The organism is Pantoea sp. nfd-35, assembly GCF_056892255.1.
On record NZ_CP122403.1, the window covers coordinates 854,151 to 877,874 of the forward strand.

At 53.9% G+C, this 23,724-nt stretch carries 23 protein-coding genes; 13 read left to right on the forward strand and 10 right to left on the reverse strand.

Translation table 11 applies throughout. From position 1 onward, the window contains the following. The first annotated feature begins 221 nt into the window (after positions 1-221). The 7 genes from P9J57_RS04105 (at position 222) to P9J57_RS04135 (ending at position 5,908) form a co-directional block, all read left to right on the forward strand. Positions 222-1,634: a cytochrome ubiquinol oxidase subunit I gene (locus P9J57_RS04105; protein WP_014594530.1), complete on the forward strand. Its 1,413-nt coding sequence runs from the start codon at positions 222-224 to the stop codon at positions 1,632-1,634. A gap of 1 nt (position 1,635) precedes the next feature. Further along, positions 1,636-2,640 (forward strand): cytochrome d ubiquinol oxidase subunit II, encoded by a 1,005-nt coding sequence (cydB, locus tag P9J57_RS04110; protein WP_014605101.1) that lies wholly within the window; start codon positions 1,636-1,638, stop codon positions 2,638-2,640. 1 nt (position 2,641) lies between these two features. Continuing rightward, the gene (locus P9J57_RS04115) at positions 2,642-2,809 is read left to right on the forward strand and encodes a DUF2474 domain-containing protein (protein WP_013027115.1); all 168 of its coding nucleotides are present in this window, start codon (positions 2,642-2,644) and stop codon (positions 2,807-2,809) included. A gap of 231 nt (positions 2,810-3,040) precedes the next feature. Beyond that, on the forward strand, positions 3,041-3,907 hold the full coding sequence (locus P9J57_RS04120; protein WP_014605102.1) for a helix-turn-helix domain-containing protein: 867 nt from the start codon (positions 3,041-3,043) through the stop codon (positions 3,905-3,907). Between the two features lie 168 nt (positions 3,908-4,075). Next, entirely contained in the window at positions 4,076-4,270 is a 195-nt protein-coding gene (locus P9J57_RS04125; protein ID WP_015699569.1) for a hypothetical protein, read from the forward strand. A gap of 199 nt (positions 4,271-4,469) precedes the next feature. After that, complete coding sequence (locus P9J57_RS04130; RefSeq protein WP_014605103.1) at positions 4,470-5,294, forward strand: siderophore-interacting protein; 825 nt, start codon at positions 4,470-4,472, stop codon at positions 5,292-5,294. 83 nt (positions 5,295-5,377) lie between these two features. Continuing rightward, positions 5,378-5,908, forward strand: a complete 531-nt coding sequence (locus tag P9J57_RS04135; protein WP_210494842.1) for a PadR family transcriptional regulator — start codon at positions 5,378-5,380, stop codon at positions 5,906-5,908. Positions 5,909-5,922: 14 nt separating this feature from the next. Here the strand turns inward: P9J57_RS04135 and P9J57_RS04140 are convergent, their stop codons facing one another. Together P9J57_RS04140 and acuI are read right to left on the reverse strand one after the other, a co-directional pair. Next, a complete protein-coding gene (locus P9J57_RS04140; RefSeq protein WP_013027111.1) occupies positions 5,923-6,216 on the reverse strand; it encodes an Rdx family protein in 294 nt (97 codons plus the stop codon). Between the two features lie 605 nt (positions 6,217-6,821). Continuing rightward, complete coding sequence (acuI, locus tag P9J57_RS04145; RefSeq protein WP_014594526.1) at positions 6,822-7,805, reverse strand: acrylyl-CoA reductase (NADPH); 984 nt, start codon at positions 7,803-7,805, stop codon at positions 6,822-6,824. Between the two features lie 612 nt (positions 7,806-8,417). Here acuI and P9J57_RS04150 point away from each other — a divergent pair. After that, the gene (locus tag P9J57_RS04150) at positions 8,418-10,568 is read left to right on the forward strand and encodes an ornithine decarboxylase (RefSeq protein WP_126843402.1); all 2,151 of its coding nucleotides are present in this window, start codon (positions 8,418-8,420) and stop codon (positions 10,566-10,568) included. An 847-nt stretch (positions 10,569-11,415) separates the two neighbouring features. On the opposite strand, the gene mltC is transcribed toward P9J57_RS04150, so the two are convergent. The 5 genes from mltC to melA form a co-directional block, all read right to left on the reverse strand. Further along, a complete protein-coding gene (mltC, locus tag P9J57_RS04155; protein WP_013027108.1) occupies positions 11,416-12,495 on the reverse strand; it encodes a membrane-bound lytic murein transglycosylase MltC in 1,080 nt (359 codons plus the stop codon). A 53-nt stretch (positions 12,496-12,548) separates the two neighbouring features. Next, positions 12,549-12,821 carry an oxidative damage protection protein gene (locus P9J57_RS04160; RefSeq protein ID WP_013027107.1) on the reverse strand — a complete coding sequence of 91 codons (273 nt, stop codon included), beginning with the start codon at positions 12,819-12,821 and terminating at the stop codon, positions 12,549-12,551. Beyond that, the gene (gene mutY, locus P9J57_RS04165) at positions 12,821-13,906 is read right to left on the reverse strand and encodes an A/G-specific adenine glycosylase (protein ID WP_019104771.1); all 1,086 of its coding nucleotides are present in this window, start codon (positions 13,904-13,906) and stop codon (positions 12,821-12,823) included. The genes P9J57_RS04160 and mutY overlap by 1 nt, the downstream gene beginning before the upstream one ends. Before the next feature lie 234 nt (positions 13,907-14,140). Beyond that, the gene (gene melB, locus P9J57_RS04170; protein WP_064372595.1) at positions 14,141-15,553 is read right to left on the reverse strand and encodes a melibiose:sodium transporter MelB; all 1,413 of its coding nucleotides are present in this window, start codon (positions 15,551-15,553) and stop codon (positions 14,141-14,143) included. Between the two features lie 84 nt (positions 15,554-15,637). Continuing rightward, positions 15,638-16,993 (reverse strand): alpha-glucosidase/alpha-galactosidase, encoded by a 1,356-nt coding sequence (gene melA, locus P9J57_RS04175; RefSeq protein ID WP_148275575.1) that lies wholly within the window; start codon positions 16,991-16,993, stop codon positions 15,638-15,640. 265 nt (positions 16,994-17,258) lie between these two features. On the opposite strand from melA, the gene melR reads away from it, so the two are divergent. The 4 genes from melR (at position 17,259) to P9J57_RS04195 (ending at position 20,194) form a co-directional block, all read left to right on the forward strand. Then, positions 17,259-18,191, forward strand: coding sequence for a transcriptional regulator MelR (melR, locus tag P9J57_RS04180; protein WP_029569116.1), 933 nt, complete (start codon positions 17,259-17,261; stop codon positions 18,189-18,191). Positions 18,192-18,389: 198 nt separating this feature from the next. After that, on the forward strand, positions 18,390-19,109 hold the full coding sequence (gene trmB, locus P9J57_RS04185; RefSeq protein WP_013027102.1) for a tRNA (guanosine(46)-N7)-methyltransferase TrmB: 720 nt from the start codon (positions 18,390-18,392) through the stop codon (positions 19,107-19,109). Continuing rightward, complete coding sequence (locus P9J57_RS04190) at positions 19,109-19,435, forward strand: YggL family protein (RefSeq protein WP_013027101.1); 327 nt, start codon at positions 19,109-19,111, stop codon at positions 19,433-19,435. Before trmB ends, P9J57_RS04190 begins: the two co-directional genes overlap by 1 nt. A 42-nt stretch (positions 19,436-19,477) precedes the next feature. Beyond that, complete coding sequence (locus tag P9J57_RS04195) at positions 19,478-20,194, forward strand: YggN family protein (RefSeq protein WP_014605108.1); 717 nt, start codon at positions 19,478-19,480, stop codon at positions 20,192-20,194. 128 nt (positions 20,195-20,322) lie between these two features. Here the strand turns inward: P9J57_RS04195 and P9J57_RS04200 are convergent, their stop codons facing one another. Genes P9J57_RS04200 through P9J57_RS04210 form a run of 3 tightly spaced genes read right to left on the reverse strand, consistent with a single transcriptional unit; the run spans position 20,323 to position 22,500 of the window. Beyond that, positions 20,323-21,699, reverse strand: a complete 1,377-nt coding sequence (locus P9J57_RS04200) for a PTS ascorbate transporter subunit IIC (RefSeq protein ID WP_013027099.1) — start codon at positions 21,697-21,699, stop codon at positions 20,323-20,325. 44 nt (positions 21,700-21,743) lie between these two features. After that, positions 21,744-22,013 (reverse strand): PTS sugar transporter subunit IIB, encoded by a 270-nt coding sequence (locus P9J57_RS04205; RefSeq protein ID WP_013027097.1) that lies wholly within the window; start codon positions 22,011-22,013, stop codon positions 21,744-21,746. 25 nt (positions 22,014-22,038) lie between these two features. Continuing rightward, a complete protein-coding gene (locus tag P9J57_RS04210; RefSeq protein ID WP_015699575.1) occupies positions 22,039-22,500 on the reverse strand; it encodes a PTS sugar transporter subunit IIA in 462 nt (153 codons plus the stop codon). Positions 22,501-22,966: 466 nt separating this feature from the next. Here P9J57_RS04210 and P9J57_RS04215 point away from each other — a divergent pair, with 466 nt between their 5' ends. Further along, positions 22,967-23,701: a GntR family transcriptional regulator gene (locus tag P9J57_RS04215; protein WP_015699576.1), complete on the forward strand. Its 735-nt coding sequence runs from the start codon at positions 22,967-22,969 to the stop codon at positions 23,699-23,701. Positions 23,702-23,724: the final 23 nt, after the last annotated feature.

Here is a 23,724-nt window from a genome sequence, read left to right on the forward strand (position 1 = left end):
TTTCCTCGTTGTTTTTTAAATAAAAGATCTTTCAACAAAAAAATGATCTAAATCAAAAAATACTGTTATAGTTTTTACTTATCCAATTGTCTCTGTTTCACCAAGGCGAAGCGTTTTACATTCGCCATGGAATTTTTCTGTGCAATGGAATGACGTTCTTTGTACATAAGTTGTTAATTATAAGTAACTATACGGTGTTCTATGTGGCAAAGAGGTAAGCAATGTTTGGATTAGATGCCTTTCATCTCGCCAGGATCCAGTTCGCATTTACTGTTTCCTTCCATATTATCTTTCCAGCCATCACGATCGGCCTGGCCAGTTTTCTGGCTGTGCTGGAGGGAATGTGGCTCAAAACGCGTAATCAAACCTATCGCGATCTCTATCATTTCTGGTCAAAAATATTTGCTGTCAACTTCGGCATGGGCGTGGTGTCCGGGCTGGTGATGGCGTATCAGTTTGGCACCAACTGGAGTGGCTTTTCCCAGTTCGCGGGCAGTATTACCGGCCCCTTGCTGACCTATGAAGTCTTAACGGCGTTCTTCCTGGAAGCCGGTTTTCTGGGCGTCATGTTATTTGGCTGGAACCGCGTCGGTCCGGGCCTGCACTACTTTGCGACCTGCATGGTGGCGCTCGGCACGTTGATTTCGACGTTCTGGATCCTCTCGTCAAACAGCTGGATGCAAACCCCGCAGGGCTACCTTATTCAGAACGGCGTTGTCGTGCCGGAAGACTGGTTTAAAATTGTCTTTAACCCCTCTTTCCCTTACCGCCTGCTGCATATGTCTGTAGCGGCCTTCCTGGCCAGCGCCTTCTTTGTCGGCTCCTCCGCCGCCTGGCATTTACTTAAAGGCAACGACAATCCCGCCATTCGTAAGATGTTTTCGATGGCGCTGTGGATGGCCCTGATTGTCGCACCCGTTCAGGCAATGATTGGGGATGCGCACGGGCTTAATACCCTTGAGCACCAGCCGGCAAAAATTGCGGCGATTGAAGGCCACTGGGAAAATCCGCCGGGTGAGGCAACACCGCTCATTCTGTTTGGGCTGCCGGATATGGAGGAGGAGCGCACCAAGTACGCGCTGGAGATTCCTTACCTGGGCAGCCTCATCCTGACGCACAGCCTGGATAAGCAGGTGCCGGCGCTGAAATCCTTCCCGAAGGAAGATCGTCCAAACTCAACCATCATCTTCTGGTCATTCCGCGTGATGGTGGCGCTGGGGCTGCTGATGATTACGCTGGGCGTGGTCAGCTTGTGGTTGCGCTATAAAGGTCGCCTGTATCAGTCACGTCCCTTCCTGTGGTTTGCCTTGCTGATGGGCCCTTCCGGCCTGATTGCCATTTTAGCGGGGTGGTTCACCACCGAGATTGGCCGTCAGCCTTGGGTGGTTTATGGCGTGCAGCGCACTATTGATGCGGTGTCACCGCATGGTGAAATGCACATGAGTATCAGCCTGCTCGCCTTTATCCTGGTTTACTCCTCCGTATTCGGTGTGGGTTATCACTATATGATGCGGTTGATTAAGCAAGGTCCGGTCACGGGCGAAGGCGATATTGTTGAAACGGGTGGTCCCGGCCAGATTAAAACGCCAGCACGTCCGCTCTCTGCCGCCACTCACAAGAATGAGGAGCGTTGAGATGGTTGATTACTCTGTTATCTGGTTCGCGATTATTGTCTTTGCTGTTCTGATGTATATCGTGATGGACGGTTTCGACCTGGGCATCGGCCTGCTGTTTCCCTTTAATAAGGATGCAGGTGAGCGCGACATGATGGTGAATACCGTTGCGCCGGTCTGGGATGGTAATGAAACCTGGCTGGTGCTCGGCGGTGCGGGCCTGTATGGCGCTTTCCCACTGGCCTATGCGGTGATTGCGGATGCGCTTTCCATTCCGCTGACCGCGATGCTGATTGGGCTGATATTTCGCGGCGTGGCATTTGAGTTCCGCTTCAAGGCCGTGGAGCATCACCGGGCGTTCTGGGACAAGTCGTTTATCGCCGGTTCGCTGCTGGCAACCTTCAGCCAGGGGGTTGCGGTGGGTGCCATGCTGGATGGCATTCCGGTATCAGGTCGTAGCTTCGCCGGTTCCACACTGGACTGGCTGGCGCCGTTCCCGCTGTTCTGCGGCGTAGGACTGGTGGTGGCCTATGCACTTCTGGGCTGTACCTGGCTCATTATGAAAACCGAGCATGAGCTGCATCGCAAGATGTCCGCTCTGGCAACGCCGTTGCTTATCGCACTGCTGGTGATTATCGGCGTGATCAGCATCTGGACGCCGTTTACGCATGAGAATATTTCGCACCGCTGGTTCAGCATGCCGAATCTGTTCTGGTTCCTGCCGGTACCAGTCCTGGTCGTGCTGAGTGCCTGGGGGCTGAGAAGGGCGATCAAGCGTGAGGCGCACTATTCGCCTTTCCTTCTCACGTTAGCGCTGATTTTCCTGGGCTTCTCAGGTCTGGGTATCAGTATCTGGCCGAATATTATTCCGCCATCGGTATCGATCTGGCAGGCGGCGTCACCGCCTCAGAGCCAGGCCTTTATGCTGGTGGGTAGCCTGCTGATTATCCCGATGATCCTGGGCTACACCTTCTGGAGCTACTACGTGTTCCGCGGAAAAATCAAAGCAGACGAAGGATACCATTGATATGCAAACCCAGGTCGACAGCAAAGAACGTCAGAATGAAACCCGGTCGCCGTGGTGGAAACGTGTGCTGTGGCTGGTGGTCATCTATGGGGCAAGTGTGCTGGCGCTCGGTGTGGTGGCCACGCTGTTCAGAATGATGATGACCGCCGCCGGTATGCGAAGCCACTGAGGATTTATTCTCCGTACGTTTCTTAACCGCAGTACGCGCGCTTTACGCCAGGCTGCACTCTGCCTGTCTACTCAGCCAGCCTTCGGGCTGGCTTTTTAAATAGTAACCCAGGCAATTAATGCGCTTTTTGCCTTTCCACCCTCTCGTTTACCCGGTGCTTCATTACAATCCCTAAGGCTTTTTGTTACTCTTTTATGACGAATTTCCCTTCTGTTTTCTGTTCATACATCAATGCTAAGTCAAACCATAAAAAAACAGCATATTAATGATTTAGTCGACTGGATTGAGGCCAATCTCACCAACGACATCAATATCGACCAGATTACCCTCAAGTCTGGCTACTCCAAATGGCATATGCAGCGTCTGTTTAAAGAGATGACCGGGCAAACCCTGGCGGCCTATACCCGAAAACGACGCCTGACTCTCGCCGCCATGGCGCTGCGGCTGACCCGGATGCCGTTGATTGATATTGCGGTGCGCTTCGGCTTCGAAAATCAGCAGAATTTTAACCGGGTCTTTAAAAACCACTTTATGATGACGCCGGGCGCCTTCCGTCGCCACAGAGTCTTACCTGTGCGCCATTTTCACGGCCGCATTGCGCAGCGCGCACCAGTCAAGCAGGCGGTGCTGGTTATACGTGAAGAAGCCCTTCAGCTACAGGGTGAGACACTGGAGTGGGAGTGCCGCTATGGCGACTATATAAGCGACCGCCATCATCGCGTTGCTGAGCAGGTGCGCCAGGTTGTTCGCGCCCGTCACGGGGCTGCGCAGGGCTGGCTGGGGTTCCAGTACGGGCCGGGAAACGGCTCTGTCGAGCAGCAGCATATTAGCCTGTTTCGTGGCCTGGAAGCACAGCAAACGGCTGATGCACATTCCGCCCTGCCGGTTCGTACCATTGCGCCAGGCCTCTACGCCAGCCTCGCGTGGAGCGGGTCGCCGGACCAGCTCACGCGCTTCATCGCAGACATTTATTATCTGCATTTGCCTAAGCTGGGCGTAGCCTGTCGGCCGGGGATGGATTTACTGTGTCTGGACTTGGCCCGAAGCACGCAGGACAGAATCGAAGGCGTATTTTTCATCCCGGTGACCCAGGGCTGAATGCACATAACGTGCGCCATAATGTGATAAAGCGCACGATTTTATAAGCGGATTAGCTGTGCAGGCGTAAAATTCTTCCTGAAGCTCACAGAGGCGCCATTACCACGGCTTTTATTTCTCAGGGCTGGAATATTCACCTGCTTTCTACGCCTTATCAGGCTAAAACACATGATTAAAATCTCTCAGATATCAGCGATGCTGCTGGCTATCGCGCTGTGTGCGGCCCCAACGTTGGCTGCCGCACAACTGACCGATCCTGCCAATGTGCCCACAGGGTTACATCCTGGATCGCAGGGGACGCATAGCGAGATACTCGGTGACAGCTCCCTGCCGCAAGGCAGTGGACAAAACCCGGCGCGGTAACCACGTTATTACCGCTATCCCCTTAAAAGGCGCCTGAGCGCCTTTTTCGTTTTCTGTGCTTCCTTCCTTTTTGTCCGTGTTTTTTCACAACGTATCGCATTTTTAGTCATTGTTCTTAAGATATATCATGGCTATTCTTAGCGGGTTTATATGAGAATGATTTCTATTTACTTAAGCGGCGCGAAAACAGCTTCTTTGCATGCAGCCGCGTTTACGGAGAGTCCTCGTGCCTACATCTTATTCCCGCCGCTTACCTGAACGCGTGCGTAACGAACTGCGCTTCCGCGCTATCCACGTCGCCGAGAAAACCCGAATTGCCGGGACGTTTTGGCGCATTGTCTTCACGGGCGACGATCTGAAGGGGTTTCATTCTCCCGGTTTTGACGATCACATTAAGGTCTTCTTTCCCCCTGCTGACGGCGCGCCGCTGGCACTGCCGACGATCAACGATGACGGTATTCAGTGGCAAGGCGGATTGCGCCCTGTCGCGCGCGACTATACGCCGCTGGCGTTTGATGGTGCGTCATCGCTGACGCTGGATTTTTATATCCACGACAGCGGTGTTGCCAGCGACTGGGCATCCCAGGCACAGCCGGGTGACAGATTGATCATTGGTGGGCCGCGTGGCTCTCTGCTGGTGCCAACGGATTATGCTTTTCAGCTTTACGTCTGTGACGAAACCGGGTTGCCTGCTTTCAGGCGGCGTAGCAGTAGTGTGGAGGCTCAGGCGCTGCATCTGTTTGCCTGTGCTGATGAGGTGACCGGACAAGCCTACCTGGGCGATACCGGCAATGCCTCTGTTAACTGGCTTGGCAGCGGCAAGATGACGCTGGCGGATTTACCACATTTGACGGCCGCGCTGGACAGGATCGCGATTCCGCAGCACGACGCTTTTATCTGGCTGACCGGAGAAGGGCAGTTCGTAAAACAGCTGTGTGACTATTTCACCACACAGCGCGGGGTTGACGCTGACCTGGTGCGCGCCGTAGCCTACTGGCATCAAAAACCCGCTGTCGTTCGTTAACTGAATTTAAGTGACCTGCCGTTGATTGAATTTCGCCTGATGGCCCACTACCATCAGGCTCTTTCCACTGACTCAGGCAGATAATGAAAATGGATTCGGCACGTTCAGGGCAAGATAACCGCGATGCGCCCTGCAGTGGACGGCGCAAGCGCCGTGAGAAAATGCTGGATGCCAGCGAGATCCGTCTGCTGATGCTGCATTTTATCTCGCAGCGCGCCACACATGGCTATGAGCTGATTAAATGCATTGAAGACCTGTCAAAGGGCGAGTATTCGCCCAGTCCAGGCATCATTTACCCGAATCTGACATGGCTGGAGGAGATGGGGGCTATTCACATCAGTGACCCTCAGGCTGCACGTAAGGCTTACGTGCTCACCGAAACGGGGCAGGCCATGCTAAAGCACGATGCACAGCCGCTGTCAGGTCTCATCGACCGGTTATCGTCTTTGGCAGTGCTGGTCAACAACCGCAGCATTCCTGAAATTGAGCAGGCGATCGATCATTTTAAAACTGCCCTGAACATGCGTCTGGCGCAGCAGGACATTACCGATGAAACCCGGCAAACAATCGTCGCTGCTCTGATGACTGCGGCAGAGGATATCAGCCGCAGTTAATCTGACGTGGACGATCAGCTGTCGTCCGATCGGTTTTTATCGATATGCCCTAGCGAACGCTCCGGAAAACAAATATCCCTTACCCGCTGCTTGAGTGCCTGAGCATCCGGGAATCCGCCATCGCGCTTGCGCTCCCACAGCAGATGTTCATCCAGGGTGATTTCAAATACGCCGCCGGTGCCGGGACGCAACGTCACGCTGGCGAGATCCTGTGCGAAGGTCTGTAACAGTTCCTGTGCCATCCACGCGGAGCGCAGCAGCCAGTTACATTGGGTACAATAGTGAATGACGACCACGGGTTTTTGCATCTTTCCCTCTCTTTATCATTAATTAACGCTCAGGCCAGCAGGGGCCGCAAGCATGCCGGCCGGGCTTTTCGCATGGGTTTTCTGTTTTCTTTATACGTTGCTAACCCTGACGCGAATCCTCACCCGTGGCAGACAGCAGCGCAAACCTTACCGCATCGCTGGCCGAAACGGTACCGGTGTGCCCCTGCGTTTATTCTGATAAAACATCAAATTAGCGGCTCCGGAACCGACAGCGAAGGGGCCGGGGTAAGGCTGTCTGACGTGAGTGGGAAGCCCTAAAAAAACAGATGGCGGTAAGTCAGGAGGCCCTCTGTAAGATGCCTCGGGACGCTCGGGACGCTCGGGATGCTCGGGATGCTCAGGATGCTCAGGTAAGCCCATGAGCCAGGCTTGTCAGCAGTAATGCGAGCCTGCGGGCGGGGAAGATAGCCCGCCCCCAGGCTCAGTCTGGATGAGCCGGGCATTGCCAGCAGGTGAAGTTATCGCCCGCTGGCAGCACTTTCCCGGCAGCCAGAAGTGGTAAGGGAAGGGGCGAGCGGGGCAATTCAGGAACTAAGCGAATGACTGATGCGCCCGCCTTCGTCGCCCCTGGCGGAAGGCGAACGTTAAGCGCAGTCAACCACCAGACGGCCCCGAACTTTGCCATCCAGCAGATCCTGTGCGCCCTGGTGCACGTCACGCAATGGAATGACCGTTGTTATCTGGTTCAGTAACGCGTCATCCAGAAGCTGCCCCAGCCGCTGCCAGGCCTGCTGGCGCAGCGGTTTAGGGCACATCACGCTGTCTACGCCAGCCAGTGTCACACCGCGCAGAATGAAGGGCGCGACACTACCGGGCAGATCCAGGCCTTGTGCCATACCACAGGCCGCGACCACGCCGTCACGCTGGGTGCCGGCCAGCACGTTGCTCAGCGTATGGCTACCGACGCTGTCGATGGCGGCGGCCCAGCGCTCTTTCCCGAGGGGTTTACCCGGTTGAGCCAGCTCGTCGCGATCTATCACTTCGGCTGCGCCCAGGGTGGTTTTTAAATAGTCTTCATCGCTGGCTCGCCCGCTGGAGGCGATGACGTTATAGCCCAGTTTTGCCAGCAGAGAGACGCTGAAGCTGCCAACGCCTCCGCTGGCCCCGGTCACCAAAACCGGGCCGCTGGCAGGCGTAATGCCTTGTTTTTCGAGTGCCAGCACGCACAGCATGGCGGTAAAGCCCGCCGTTCCGATGGCCATGGTATTCAACGGAGTTAGCGTTTCAGGCACGGCTACCAGCCAGTCGCCAGGCACGCTGGCTTTCTGAGCCAGCCCGCCCCAGTGTTTTTCCCCGACGCCCCAGCCGGTGAGCAGCGCCGCATCGCCTTGTTTCCAGTCGGGATGGCGACTTGCTGTGACCCGTCCCACGAAGTCAATGCCCGGCACCATTGGAAACTGGCGCACAATCGGCCCTTTATTGCAGATGGCCAGCGCGTCTTTATAGTTGAGGGTGGAATAGCTGACGTCGAGGGTGACGTCTTCATCGGGTAATTGTGTTTCGGAGAGTTCTTTTAGCTGAGAGCGGTAACCTTGTTCGTCCTTATCAATCACCATTGCCTTAAACATGTATCCTCCGTTAGGCGTAAGAATAATCAGGCAAGTTTACGCCCGATGCGCCGATTAGGGTAGGGCACTGGCCCGACAAGTGCGAGGCTTGGCGCAAACCTGAGGCATTTCAGTGGCGATTTCAGTAGCAATGAGGGAGCGACTGCCAGCGTGCTGAAAAATGCATAATTGCGCATAAATAACAGAAACTTAAGCGGTTATTCACTGATATTTCTTTATAAGATATTGATATTTAATGGTTTTATATTTTGCATTTATTGACCTGATATTTAAAGTTGTCGGGTTGTTCCTGCGGATAAAAAATGACATTATGACGGCCACTTTTTTCTCGCCACCGCCCGATAACAGAGGACGCTGCCATGTTCGGTTCAATGTGCAACTGCACGTGTCCCCACTCGCCTGAATTCGCGCGCGATCTGTTCTTCGTCATGTCAGTTACACACACATCGTTCACTATGCGGTGAGGCCAACCGGGCCGCTGCTGTTGGACATGAGTAAGGACTACTCTTTACTGATGTCTATCGGTTTATCGCGTCAGACATTATTCGCCGGGGAAATTTCCCCATTGCCGTGCCTCAGGCACCCACTCCCTGACTGTTAGGGATTTGTGTTATGACACCACTGAAAATTGCTGCCAGCGCTGCTGTTGCGCCTAACCTGACCCTGAATACTGCGCGCGACGTGGTCACGCTGGATAATACTGATTTTACCGATGTGGCGGCTGTTGTCGTCTCGCTGGCTGATACGCGCAGTGGCGTGCTGGCGTTGTTACGCCACACGGGTTTTAATTTACCGGTGTTCGTTGCTAATGCCTTTGAAGAAGAGGTGATGCACCTGCCCGGCGTGACCGGCGAACTGAATGGCGAGCCGCAGGACTGGGTAGCGCTGGAAGCGGCGGCTCAGGCTTATGAAGCCGCGCTGCTGCCCCCGTTTTTTGAAACGCTGACCCGCTATGTTGATATGCAGAACAGTACCTTTGCCTGTCCGGGCCATCAGGGCGGCGCATTTTTCAAAAAGCACCCAGCGGGTAAGCAATTTTTTGATTTCTATGGCGAGAACGTTTTTCGTTCGGACATGTGTAACGCTGACGTCAAGCTGGGCGACCTGCTGATTCACGAGGGGTCGGCTAAGCATGCGCAAAAGTTTGCCGCCAAAGTTTTTAACGCGGATAAAACCTACTTTGTGTTAAATGGCACGTCAAGCGCGAACAAAGTGGTCACCAATGCGCTGCTGACGCGCGGTGATTTAGTGCTGTTTGACCGCAATAATCACAAGTCCAACCATCATGGTGCGCTGATTCAGGCGGGCGCGACGCCGGTTTACCTTGAAGCGGCCCGTAATCCGTTTGGCTTCATCGGCGGCATTGATGCGCACTGTTTCGATGATGGCTACCTGCGCGAACAGATCAAGAAAGTGGCGCCTGAAAGGGCTAACGAGGCGCGTCCCTTCCGGCTGGCGATTATCCAGTTGGGCACCTACGACGGCACGGTATACAACGCGCGGCAGGTGGTGGATCGCATTGGGCATCTGTGTGACTACATTCTGTTTGACTCGGCCTGGCTGGGCTATGAGCAGTTTATTCCGCTGATGGAAGGCTGTTCTCCACTGACGCTGGAGTTGAACGAAAACGATCCCGGCATTTTTGTTACCCAGTCAGTGCACAAGCAGCTGGCGGGCTTTTCGCAGACCTCGCAGATCCACAAGAAAGATAACCATATTCGTGGGCAAAAGCGTTTCTGCCCGCATAAGCGCCTGAACAACGCGTTCATGCTGCACGCTTCAACCAGCCCGTTCTATCCGCTGTTTGCCGCGCTGGATATTAACGCCAAAATGCATCAGGGCGAGGCGGGGCGCCGCATGTGGGATGAGTGCGTGATGCTCGGGATCGAGGCACGTAAAGCGATCTTTGATCGTTGTGACATGATCCTGCCTTTCGTGCCGGAAAGGGTAAACGGCCAGCGCTGGCAGGATGCACCAACGGAAGCGATCGCTCGCGATCTGCAGTATTTCAGCTTTGAACCCAACGCTAAATGGCACGGTTTCGCCGGATACGATCGCGATCAGTACCGTGTCGATCCCTGCAAGCTGTTGCTGACCACGCCAGGCATTGACGCAGCCAGCGGTGAATATGCTGAGTTTGGCATCCCGGCGACCATTCTGGCGAATTACCTGCGTGAAAACGGCATCGTGCCGGAAAAATGCGATCTCAATTCTATTCTGTTCCTGCTGACTCCAGCCGAAAGTCCGGAAAAAATGGCGATGCTGGTGGCGATGCTGGCGCAGTTCGAGCAGCATGTAAAAGACGATACGCTGCTGGCCGAAGTGTTGCCGACGCTGTACCGCAAAAACGCTAAACGCTATGCGGGTTATACCTTGCGCCGTCTGTGTCAGGAGATGCACGACCTGTACGTAAGCTATAACGTAAAAGACCTGCAGCGCATGATGTTCCGCGAGCAGGGGCTGCCGCAGGTTAAGGTGAACCCACAGGATGCGCATCAGGCTTACATTCGTGGCGAAGTCGAACTGGTACCTATTGCAACGGCAGAAGGTCGCATCGCGGCGGAAGGCGCTCTGCCTTATCCACCGGGCGTCCTTTGTGTGGTTCCGGGCGAAACATGGGGCGGGGCGGTACAGCGCTATTTTCTGGCGCTGGAAGCGGGCATTAATCGACTGCCCGGTTTTTCGCCGGAGCTGCAAGGGGTTTACACCGAGGAAGGCGCTGACGGACGTAAGTATCTGGTGGCGAATATGATGGTGGGTTGAGGGGGCTGTCGCCTGGATAGCTCATAGAGCTTAACTGTTAGCGCTGAGAAGGTATCGGTTTGTGCCTGCGGTTTGGTGTTTCGCGAAGCTTTCAGTTAATGACTCCGAGAAAGTTTCGCTCGCCAGGCGGCAGGGAGTTTCAGTTTGCCCCTGCGGGCGACCGACAAGGGGCCGCCAGCCGCCGCGGCCCCTTGACCCCGGGCTCCCGTCCTGCCCACCCGCCGCTGCGCGGTCCCTTCGCTGCTTCAGGATTTCTGCCGGACCGCCAGGACGCGCCATCCCTGGCGCGGCCCGGCTCTCGCCGACGTCCTGTCGGCTCATCCGGAAATCCCTCATCCGCTCAGCGGTCGGGAAGGCCGCCCAAAACCCCCGCTTCGATATCTGTAGTAAAACAAACCGCGTTGCCGCTTCAGATGCAGGAAAAGCCTTCTGGCTCATTACGGTTCATCTGTTTCTGTTTCTTCAGGCTTTCCAGTCTTCAGTTCTGATCGCACATGTTAACAACAGGCGAAGCCAGTCTTCCGGGAAAACATTCGATCTTACAGGCGTGGGTTTTCAGGAGGCATCCGGCCGGCCCGTCAGGCCGCAGTGAGTGACGAAGGAACAGCGACGGCTGCCGGGCGCCGGGATTGTTAAGGGGCTGGCGTAAGCCCCTTAACACGTCCGCCTGCACGGGCAGGCTGAAACTGCCCATCGCCTGGCGGGCGGAACCTTATCAGAGGCAGAGGACAGAACCCCATCGCCTGGCGGGCGGAACCCTCTCAGAGCCAGAGGGCAGAACCCCAGCGCCTTGCGCGCAAAAACCTCTCTGCGCCAGCAATCCCCCGCCAGGGGAAACCCTTCGCCATCAATACCGATGGTAGCTCCGCTGCGCCGAGCTCACCTTATACAAATAACGCCGCGATTCCGCAGACGGATGCTGTTTAGACAGCGTCTGATAAACCTGACTGGGTGACATGCCGTTAATGATAGTGACCGCACGATCCTTATCGCTGGAGAACACGCGCAGCACGCTGCCTGCACCGCCGTTATAGGCGGTAATGACCGCGTAGCGACGCGACAGCGGATCCTGAATGCCTGCCAGATAGCTGCGCTGCAGCAATGACAGGTAAGCCGTACCGGCATCAATGTTGTTCTCGGGATCCAGCAGGTAGCTGCGGCTTGGTTTGCCCCATTTACCCTTCATACGGAATACATCGACGCCCGCAGTATGCTGTACCACCTGCATTAAACCCAGTGCGTCAGAATGGCTGACGGCGTAGGGGTTAAAACTGGATTCGGTCTGCATAATCGCGAGGATCAGAGACGCATCAACACCATATTGCTCAGCAGCCTTGCGCACCATCGGCAGATATTTATGCGCACGCTTATCAAGATGGTTCGGCACCATCGGGATGGTGACCGAGTAGATTACGTGCAGGCCGGAATTGCGACGCTGCAGTTTATTCGCAATCAAATAGTCCGCAAACGCCTGAGCGCGGCCCTGCCAGCGGATGGCCTGCCCGGTGTTATCCAGTACCTGTCCGTAAAGCAGCGGTTCTTTACTGATTTGGATATCGTTGACATCAGAATAAAGATCGACATTGCCCGGATCGTCGCCGATCAGCAAGGTGGTCACGATCGCCTGACGCAGGCTGGCAGCGGGATCGGTACCGGAAATGGTCTCAATCGTGATGTTACCGCTTTCAAAGTTGATATGGCTGCGGGTGTAATAGTTGTCGGTGTATTTGACGTAGTCTTTCGGTCCGGCAATCAGAACCTCATTGATACCCCAGATGTTCTCAATGTTATGGGCGAACTGCCCCATCAGGATGTCAAATCCGTTGGTGTCCTTCACCCACTCTTCTGAATAGGTCGGGTTCTTTTTGCCGGAACAGGAAACTAAAAGGGGTGCAATCACCAGCAGGGCTATCAGCTTTTTATTCATCTAAAATACATGCCTGACCTGGAAAACGGCCCCAGTACTGAGGCCAAAAAAAGTTATGCTTCGGGTGGCGTATAGCCTTCAATGTGAACGTCTTTGCCTTCGAACAGGAAGTTAATCATTTCCTTTTCCAGCACTTTGCGATCTTCGGGGTTCATCATGTTGAGTTTTTTCTCGTTGATCAGCATCGTCTGCTTAGCCATCCATTGCTGCCAGGCTTCTTTCGAGATTTCATTGTAAATGCGTTTTCCCAGATCGCCAGGGTAGAGTTGGAAATCTTGCCCTTCAGCATCACGTTGTAAAAAAGTACAAAAAATAGTGCGGCTCATTATTCTTCCTCGTTAATCTCACAGCTGCCTAAAGGCAACTGCTGGGGATGGCGCAGTTCGTGCAAAAGACGCTCTACAGGTGCGGCTAATCCCACAGGCGGCGGCAGCGTTAAGTTATACCAGAGACCGCCAGCTTCATCCATTAATGCCCCGGCAGAAGGCCATGACAGCCACATTGGGACAATATCCAGATGGAAATGGCTAAAGGTATGACGAAATGCCGTAAGCTGCTGGGGTTTGGCGTGAATGCCGCGCGCATGCAGCCAGTCGGTCATCGCCTCTTCAGTGGTGAATTGCGGGAAGCAGAATAAACCGCCCCACAGGCCCACCGGCGGACGCTGCTCCAGCCAGACCTTGTCGCCATGTTGCATCATCAAAAACCAACCGCTGCGTTCCGGCAACGTCTGCTTCGGCTTTTTACCCGGATAGCTGGCCCAGCTGTTGTTAGCCCTTGCTTCGCATCCGCTGTTGAGCGGGCAGATGTCGCATTTTGGTCTGGATCGCGTGCACACCATGGCACCCAGATCCATCATCGCCTGGTTAAACTGGCTGACGCCTTGAGCAGGCGTGACCTCTTCGCTGATTTGCCAGAGCCGCTTTTCCACATCCTTCTTACCCGGCCAGCCGCCTACCGCGTAGCAACGCGCTAAAACCCGTTTAACGTTGCCATCGAGAATAGGGAAATGCAGACCCAGCGACAGAGATAAAATCGCGCCAGCGGTGGATCGGCCAACGCCGGGTAAAGCGGCGACCTCATCATAGTGGCGGGGAAACTCACCGCCATGAAGGTCCACCACCTGTTTTGCCGCTTTATGCAGGTTGCGCGCACGGGCGTAATAGCCCAGACCGGTCCAGAGATGCAGCACCTCATCCAGGGGCGCGGCGGCCAGATCGCTGACGTCAGGAAACCGCGCCATGAAGCGCTCAAAATAGGGGATAACCGTGGCAACCTGAGTTTGCTGCAACATGACTTCGGACAGCCACACCTTGTAGGGTGTTTTTTCCAGCTGCCACGGCAGGGTTTTGCGGCCAAAGCGCTGATACCAGTCCAGCACCTGTTGCGCGAACTGCGGGGCTTGCATCATAAAAAGGATATTTCCGTGATTACGCGATATTCGGGCAGGAATTCCAGCATAAGCGCCAGTGAGAGTAAACCGGAAGATTGAAAAGGCCTGTTTCATACCGGCCTGTCTGTCCCGTGCGGCAGCGTCGTGCCGGGCCTGACAATATCAGGAGCCGCCGGGAGACAGTAGCAGGCCAGACGATGTGAATCCGGCCCGCGACATCTTTCACAGAAGCCTGCAAAGGGCTTTTACTGGTCAGACGTTGATCTTGTCTTGCATCCTGAGCGGGAGGGTTTCTGGCTCCTGCGGTTTACGGTATTTATCGAGCAGATGGATCTGGATTTTCCGCAGCATATCGCCGTTCAGCTTATAGAAGCGGAAATAGAGCAGTAGCGTCAGCATAAAAAACAAAGCCGGCAGCGCAATCATAATAAATTGCATGCCTACAAGGGTTTCCTGCGACTGTACGATATTGGGCATATAGCCAATCATGCCCAGCACCACGGCGATAAAGAAAGCGGCAAAGGCGGAGCCGCCTTTCACCACCATCGTCTGCACTGAATAGGCGATGCTCTCGCAGCGCACGTGCAGCTTGTATTCGCCGTAATCAACGGTGTCCGCCACCATAATGACCTGGAGCACCCAGAAAAGCGCGGTACCGGTGTTTAACAGGATGCCGGCCACCACAATCAGCAGCGTTGAGTGATAGCCTGCCAGTGCCATAGCGAACAGCACGCCACAGCTCAGTATCGGCAGCGCGGACGCGCCCGCCCACAGAATGCGGCGCGACAGGATGTTTACCAGTTTCGGGAACAGGATTAACGTGACGAGGTTTGCCGCGCCTGCATAAGAGAGGTAGTAGGGAAACAGCCCGGCATCGCCGATGACGTAGGTGAAATAGTAAATGGCAAAGCCGGTAATGATGTTAGCCGCGATGTTGTAAGCCAGCGCCATTCCCAGCAGGCAGGAAAGCTGATCGTTACGGTAAATGAGGGCAACAATGGCTTTTAGCCCCAGGCGGTCACTGCCTGAGGTTTCGTCGCGGGTGGACGAATAGACTTCATGCACGTTTCGCAGCGTGACTAACATGGAGACGATAAAAAAGGCGATTAACACCAGGGTAAACATCTGGAAGCCTAAGCCACGATTGTCGCCGCCAACATAACTGACAAAGGGCAGGGCCAGGCCTGCGGTAACAAACCCGGCAAGGCTGGCGAAAAAGCGTGGCCAGGGAACCAGCTGTTCACGTTCGCGCTTGTCCAGCGTGATGGTAGGCACCAGCGACCAGAACGGAATATCCATAATGGTGTAGGTCATGCCCCACAAGATATACGTCACACAGACATAAATAACCTGCGTGGTGCCTTCAAACAGATGGGCGCTAAACAACAGGAACAGCACCAGCGAGTTTGCCAGCGTGCCTGCAAAAATCCAGGGTTTGAATTTCCCCCAGCGCGATCGCGTGGCATTTACGATCCAGCCCATGATCGGATCGTTTATTGCGTCCCAGATCCTGGCCACTAAAAACAGCGTACCGACGAGGCCAACCGACAAACCTACCACGTCGGTGTAGTAATACATCAGGTACATATAAACAATGCCAATAGCAAAATCTTTCCCAAATGCGCCGAATCCATAGCTGAGTTTTGTCGTTATTGAAATGCTCATCGGGTACCGGGACGCTGTTGCCAGCGCCCGCCTTCTGTTAAGGAATAGAGCCGCAGCCGGACAGCACGCCCGGAGACACAGGCATTATTTGTGCAGCCAGGCGGGCAGCCAGTCCCCGTGTTCGGCGATCAGCTCATCCACCAGCGCATAAATCTCCTCGATGCCCAGCACCGCCGCCGTATGGGGATCCAGCATGGCCGCGTGGTAAACCCGCTCAGGGTTTTCGGTCAGGATGGCTTCGGTCAGCAGCGTCTGCACGTTGATATTGGTTTGCATCATGGCTGCCAGATGTGAGGGCAGGGTTCCCACCTTCGTAGGCTGAATCCCGTTGGCATCCACCAGGCAGGCGACCTCAACACAGCATCCCTGCGGCAGGTTGTCGATCAATGCATCGTTACGCACGTTGCCGTAAATCACGGCCGGTTCACCTGTCCAGATGGCATTCATAATGGCGCTGGCATATTCGCGCGAGGGTTTGCTTTCAATACGCTCAGCGCGCTTGTAATGTTCAAGCTCGGTACGCCAGTTATCCAGCTGCTCGACGCAGCGTTTGGGATACTCATCCAGCGGGATCTGGTAGCGCGCAATCAGATCCTCTCGTCCCGGCTTGATAAACCAGGGCGTATATTCTGCAAAATGTTCTGAAGACTCGGTAACGAAATAGCCCAGTTTTTTGAACATCTCATAGCGCACAATGTTGGGACAGCGCGTATTGCCATGCATGTTGGGTTTCGGTACCTGCCCGGCGTCAAAAGCGGCAAGCAGTTCCGGGTAGAGATTCACGTAAGCCCCGTCTGCAGTTTTTCGCTCCAGCTCCAGGTAAAAGGCCATGTGGTTGATGCCGGCAGAGCGGTAACGTAAATCGGCCGGGTTAAGATTGAGATCGTAAGCCAGCTCTTCCGCCGTTCCCTGAACGGAATGGCACAGGCCAACCTGTTTGATATGCGGATAACGCGCGTACATCGCCCAGGTGTTCATCGCCATGGGGTTAACGTAATTAAGCATGGTGGCATCAGGACATACTGCCGTCATGTCTTCACAAATCTGCCAGAGATGCGGGATGGTGCGCAGCGCGCGCATGATGCCGCCCGGGCCAAGCGTGTCGGCGATGGTCTGCTCAAGACCGTAACGCTTACACACCGCAAAATCAGTGAGGGTACAGGGTTCATAGCCGCCTATCTGAAACGCGACCACGACAAAATCGGCATCCGCTAATGCCGCTTTCTGGTCGGTGTGGCAGGTGATTCTTCCGGCCGCACCAGCCGAACTCATCAGCTTACTGACCACGGTAAAGGACTCTTCAAGCCGGGTCGCATCAATATCCATCAACGCGATATGGGCGGATTTCAGCGCATCGCGGTGAAAGACATCGCCAAGGATATTTTTGACGAAAATAGTGGAACCCGCGCCAATAAAGGTAATTTTGGGTACAGACATCAGGACGCTCCATTACAAGGTTGGATAACGCCAGAATGTCACGCCATTCATCGAGAAACTTCCGCCTTACGGAACGAGCATTCCCGAAAACTCAGATCTGATGCTGGCGGCGAGCAGATCTGAGTTTTTGGGACAAATTTGCACGGAAAGAAGAGTATCTGGTGTGATGACAGGCGAAAACGTCATGCTGACCGCGCATTTCTCGCCTCTGAGACTGGCCTGAGCCGTTCAGATATGGCAGGGTTCTGATAATTCAGGAGAGGGAATGATGATTATGCAGCCTGTCGTACCACTTCCGCCCGACCCGCATATGTGCAGCAGCGATGAAAAGCAGACCCGCAGCCCGCTGTCGCTCTATTCTGAATATCAGCGCATGGATATCGAACTGCGTCCGCCGCTGGCCATGACCACCAGCCACTGGCACGGTCAGGTTGAGGTGAATGTGCCCTTTGACGGTGACGTGGAGTACCTCATTAATAACGAGGTCGTTCAGATCAAGCAGGGTTACATCACCCTGTTTTGGGCCTGTACGCCACATCAACTCACCCGTCCCGGACGCTGCCAGAACATGGCTATTCTGAACCTGCCGATGCATCTGTTTTTGTCCTGGCCGCTCGACAGGGAGTTAATCAATCATGTCACCCACGGCATGGTGATTAAATCTGTGGCGAAGCAGCAGCTCAGCGCGTTTGAAGTGCAGCGCTGGCAGCAGGAGCTGAACAGTCCCGACGAACAGATTCGCCAGCTTGCCGTTGATGAAATTGGTCTGATGCTTAAGCGCTTTAGTTTGTCGGGATGGCAGCCGGTGCTGGTGAACAAAACGTCGCGCACGCACAAGAACAGCGTTTCGCGCCATGCTCAGTTTTATGTCAGCCAGATGCTGGAGTTTATCGCAGATAACTACGATCAGGCTTTAACCATCAATGACGTGGCCGAACACGTTAAACTCAATGCGAATTATGCGATGGGCATTTTTCAGCGCGTGATGCAGCTGACGCTAAAACAGTACATCACGGCCATGCGGATCAATCATGTCAGGGCGCTCCTGAGCGATACCGATATCACCGTTCTGGATGTAGCGCTGACGGCCGGTTTCCGCTCCAGCAGCCGTTTTTACAGCACGTTTGCCAGGTATGTTGGCATGTCTCCTCAGCAGTACCGCAAGCTGAGCCAGCAGCGGCGGCAGACAATGTCTTTATAAGTTTCCGATAGCGTTGGCCGTCTTTGCCTGCAGGCTGGCATCATAACAAGGAAATTTTTGCGGTTTACTCTACACTCAGGCAGGAAATTGCGCTTCAGGGCACGCAGGAATAAAGCAGAACGTGGCAAAGGCTTGCTTCTGCTTTTGAACTTTGCATAATGCCCGTTTCCCAGAACAGGCAAACCAGCAGGCTTCAACATGATTAATGATGTCATCACCCCGGAATTTGATGAGAATGGACGCCCGTTGCGTCGGATTCGCAGTTTTGTGCGCCGCCAAGGCCGCTTAACCAAAGGCCAGCAGTTGGCGCTGGATAACTACTGGCCAGAGATGGGTGTTGAATATCAGCCTGATCCCGTAGATTTGCCCGCGCTGTTTGGCCGCGAAGCCCCGGTAACGCTGGAGATCGGCTTTGGCATGGGGGCCTCGCTGGTGACCATGGCGCAAAACACTCCCCACCAAAACTTCCTGGGAATTGAAGTGCACGCGCCAGGCGTAGGTGCCTGCCTGGCCTCGGCGAAAGAAGCCGACGTCAGCAATCTGCGCGTGATGTGCCATGATGCGGTTGAAGTGCTGGAAAAGATGATCCCTGATAACTCACTGCGCATGGTTCAGCTGTTCTTTCCCGACCCGTGGCACAAAGCCCGTCACAATAAACGCCGTATCGTGCAGGTGCCTTTCGCCGAGTTGGTGATGCGTAAGCTCAAGCTGGGTGGCGTATTCCATATGGCAACCGACTGGGAAGCTTATGCAGAACATATGCTTGAGGTCATGAGCAGCATCGCAGGTTATCGTAACCTGTCTGAAGACAGCACCTATGTGCCGCGTCCTGAAACGCGTCCATTGACAAAATTTGAGCAGCGCGGGCAGCGTTTAGGCCATGGCGTATGGGATTTAATGTTTGAGAGGGTGAAATAATGGCCACACAACGCAGCCGCCGTTTACGTAAAAAATTACATATCGATGAATTCCAGGAACTGGGCTTTTCCGTGGCCTGGCGTTTTCCTGAAGGCACGTCTGAAAGTGACATCGATGAAACCCTGAACCAGTTCATCAACGAAGCGATCGATCCTAATGGTCTGGCTTACGATGGCAGCGGTTATCTGGCGTGGGAAGGGCTGATTTGCCTGCAGCAAACCGGTAAATGCACCGATGAGCATCGTGAACTCGTGCGCAAGTGGCTGGAAGACCGCAAGCTGCAGGATGTGAAAGTTACCGAACTCTTTGACGTCTGGTGGGACTAAGTTACCAGCAGTGTCGCTTTCACACCCAGACAGGGAGATTGTATGATTCGTAACGCGCTGGTCGCCGGCCTTTTACTGGCGGCAACGCAGGCCCAGGCTGCCTGGGAGTGCAGTGTCAAACCGCAGGATGATGTTGTGATTACGCCACAAAGCGTGCAGGTGGTGGGCGCAAATGGCAATCTGCAGATATCGACGCTGGGGGATGTGCAGTTCAACGGTCAGAAGATGGCCCTGAACGCCGCTAACCGTCAGAAGGCGATTGATTATCAAAATGCCTTACGCCGCGATCTTCCCTGGATCGATAACGGAGCAACATCCCGTCTGGAGAAAGGGCGTGCCGCGCTGGATAACATCATTACTCAGCAGGTTGGCGAATCCAGCCGGTTACATAGCCGACTGGCTACGCTGAATACGCAGTTAAAAACCCAGATGAACCGTATTATTGAGCATCGCAGCGATGGTTTAACCTTCCATCATCAGGCGATCGATCAGGTGCGTGCCGATGGTCAACAGCTGGTTAATCAGGCGATGGGCGGTATTCTGCAGGACAGCATCAATGAGATGGGCAGCAAGGCGATGTCCAACGGTGGCGGTAGCGGTTTGCAGGGCTTGATGGGCAATCTTGGCGGCCTGCAAAACGCCATTCAGAGCGAGTGGAACAATCAGGAAGCCGATTTCCAGCAGTTTGGCAAAGCGGTTTGTAACCGGGTGATTACGCTTGAGAATGACCGTAAAGCCCTGGTCGGTTCGCTGAAATAGTGCTTTTCAGACGGCCTGCGCCGCCTGGTCGTCTGCCTTTCATCCTGAACGTCACGCCGCCACGGCTGGCGTTTTTCTGCTTTAGCACGTTGTTGAAAAAAGGGGCTGGAGTCAGCCCCTGATGCCTGTCAATCGTTATTGGCCTCTTTGACGACCGTTTTGCTACGGGCGACATAGTTATAGATAACCAGCAGGGCAAAAATTCCAGTGATCACCATGGTAATGGTCCCTTTATCAAGGAATCTGGCCATATTCCCCAACAGAATCCCCGTGACGCCGAAGTCGGTGTCTGAGAAGGTGGTATTCGTCAGGCCGATGGCGCCCAGGACAGGCAATAAGGCGACCGGGAGGAAGGTAATCAGAATACCGTGGGCAAAGGCACCTAACATGGCCCCGCGTTTCCCGCCGGTAGCATTACCAAAAACGCCTGCGGTTGCGCCGCAGAAAAAGTGCGGTACCACGCCAGGCAGAATTAATATCCAGTGCAGCTGTCCCAGAATAAACAGCCCGACCAGGCCGCCGATAAAGCTGGAAATAAAACCGACCAGAACGGCGTTAGGCGCATAGGGGAACACAATAGGGCAGTCGAGTGCCGGACGCGCGCTTGGCACCAACTTCTCTGAAAACCCGGTAAACGCCGGCACAATTTCGGCCAGAATCAAACGCACGCCCTGGAGGATAATAAAAACACCTGCAGCGAAGGTAATGGCCTGCACAAAGGAGTACACCAGATAGTTTTGCCCGTGGCTGAACTGACTCTCCACGTATTCTCTGCCTGCCGAAATGGACAAAATAAAATAGATGACCATCATCGTCAGGGAAATAGAGATGGTGCTGTCACGCAAAAAACTCAGGTTTTTTGGCATGTTCATCTCTTCGGTGGATTTAGAACCTTTGCCCACCAAAGAACCTATCCAGCCCGACAGGACATAGCCAACCGTACCGGTGTGCGCCAGCGCGACCTGATCGTGCCCAATGATTTTACGCATGTAGGGCTGCGCCAGTGCCGGGAAAAAGGCCATTAACATGCCCAGCGTCAGCGAGCCGGTATAGATAAGCTGCACGCCCTCGAAACCCGCCACCGAAAGAATAATCGCGATCATGCAGGCCATATAAAAAGTGACATGACCTGAGAGGTAGATATATTTCAGACGCGTAAAGCGGGCGACGGTAATATTGGCCACCATGCCGAAGGCCATAATCAGCGTCGTGGGCGCACCATACTTCGCCAGGGCGATAGAAACCATCGCCTCGTTATTGGGAATAATGCCCTGGACGTTGAACGCGTGTTTGAAAATATCCCCCAGCGGCGTCAGCGATCCCACTAACACAGTGGCACCGCCTGCCAGTACTAAAAAACCCAGGATGGTTTTTACCGTACCCTTTATCACATCCGGCAGCGGTTTACGTTGCGCTATCAGACCGAACATGGCGACCAGCCCGACCAGAATAGAGGGGACTTTCAGCACGTCGACAACTACCAGTAAAAGGTTTTGTATAAACATAATAACCTCAGCGGTAAGTGTTCTTTTTTAAGTGGGTGACAGGGTTATTTATTGAAGTAGTCGCGAATTTTCTGCTCAACTTCCTTCAGGTCGATAATGTTATTGATAATGATGACTTTTTCCGGTGGCAGGTTAGCGCTGTAGGCGATGTCTTTTGCCATCACGAACACATCTGCCACGTCTGGCGTGACCGAACCGAGATCGGCGTGTTCAACGTCTGCCGTCATATCCATCGCTTTAAGCACTTTTTTGATGTTCATTTCCATCATGAAGCTGCTTCCCAGGCCTGAACCACAAACTGCCATAATTTTCATAAAAACCTCTTTTAATTTTAACGAGTTAACGGGATATGCTGTCTGCTAACAACAGGGCACAGAGTGCGTGTTGGCTTTGTGCCTGATAAACGCGCTCCATCACGTCGTCATCGGTAAGCACCTCAGCCAGCTGGGAGATCATCTCAATGTGGCTGTTGCTGTCAGGGGCGGAGAACATAAAAAGGATATCGACAGGATCATTCTCTCCTGCATCAAAGGTGACCGGGTTAGCCAGCTTGACTACGGATAATCCCAGCTTTTTGGCACCCTGCTCAGGGCGGGCATGCGGCATGGCAATGCGCGGCGCAATAACGAAGTAGGGACCGGTTTCCTGTTTGAGGCGGATGATGGTGTCAATGTAATCCTGTGAAATCGCCCCCTCACTAAGAAGAGGATCGCCCGCGACCTGAATCGCGGCTTTCCAGTCGGATACGCGCTCAATATATTGAATTTTTTCAGCATTCAGCCATTGGGTCAGATTCGGCATACAATGTCCTGGATAAAAGGTTAGGCAAAAAAGTCAGCCAGCTGGCTTCCAGAATTCATCAAGCTGTACAGTCATCTTTCTCTGTTTATCCCTGCGGCTTTGCCTTTTTTATTTCATCTGACAAAACTACTCACGGCTGAGGGGTAAACGTAAATGACATTAACTTACTCTAAAACAAGGTATTAATTTAAGTTGCACTCGTCAGTTCTGACAAATTGCTGTTGCAAAAACCGGCTTGTACGTATAGACATGTTCAAGCTGTCTAGTCATCTTGATGATGCACCTCGACCTGTACAGATACAATATGCAAGAATCATTTCTGGCGGGGCGCGTGGGGTTTGAGTGCAAAATCGTTAGCTGGATCACATCTGGATCTTTGCTCACGGGCACGTCGTGACGAAAACCGGGCCTGCAGGGTTTGCTGCAGGGCACCGCAGGCACGGGCACACTATTCGGGAATATGCTGATGTTCGATGGCATTACAGAGAAGCAAAAAGAGGTAGTCGACTATATCCTGACAAAGATCATGCAGGATGGACTGCTGCCGGGCGATAAGCTGGACACGGAAATCGCGATTGCTAAGAACATTGGTATTACCCGGGCGACGGTGCGGGAAGCCACCCGCATTCTTATTGAGCAACAGCGTATTTATCGGGTGAAAGGCTCCGGGCTGTTCGTGGGGTCCATCGGCAAGAGTAATCACTCAGGCCGGTTTCATGCGCTTTCCCCGTTTGATTATCAGGCACACAAAAAAGGGCATAAAGCGGTCAGAAAGGTGCTGACTGCCAGCATCATTAAAGTGCCCGGGCCGGATATGGCGCAGGCTTTACGCATCAAGAACAGTGACCAGATTTACAAAATTGTTCGTCTGATGTGTTTTGATGACATCCCCGTTGCGCTGGAATATATCCACCTGCCTGTCAGCCTGTTTAGCAGCATGGAGTTTGGACGACTGGAGATCTCAAAGTATTCGTACATTGAACAGATCACCGGCAAGAAAATTCAGCGTCGCGATCAGCAACTGAATGCCATCAACGTCACCGATGGTGAGCAGCTCAGACTATTGAATTTTAATGCGAATGAGGCGGCGCTGGAGATCAACGAAACCGTCTATCTGGATGATGGTATGCCCTGTGAGGTCAACATCGCCATTATAAATACGAAGCTGTTACAACTGAGACAGAATACCGAACGCGGTTGATGTTCGCGCAAACGGCCCGGTCG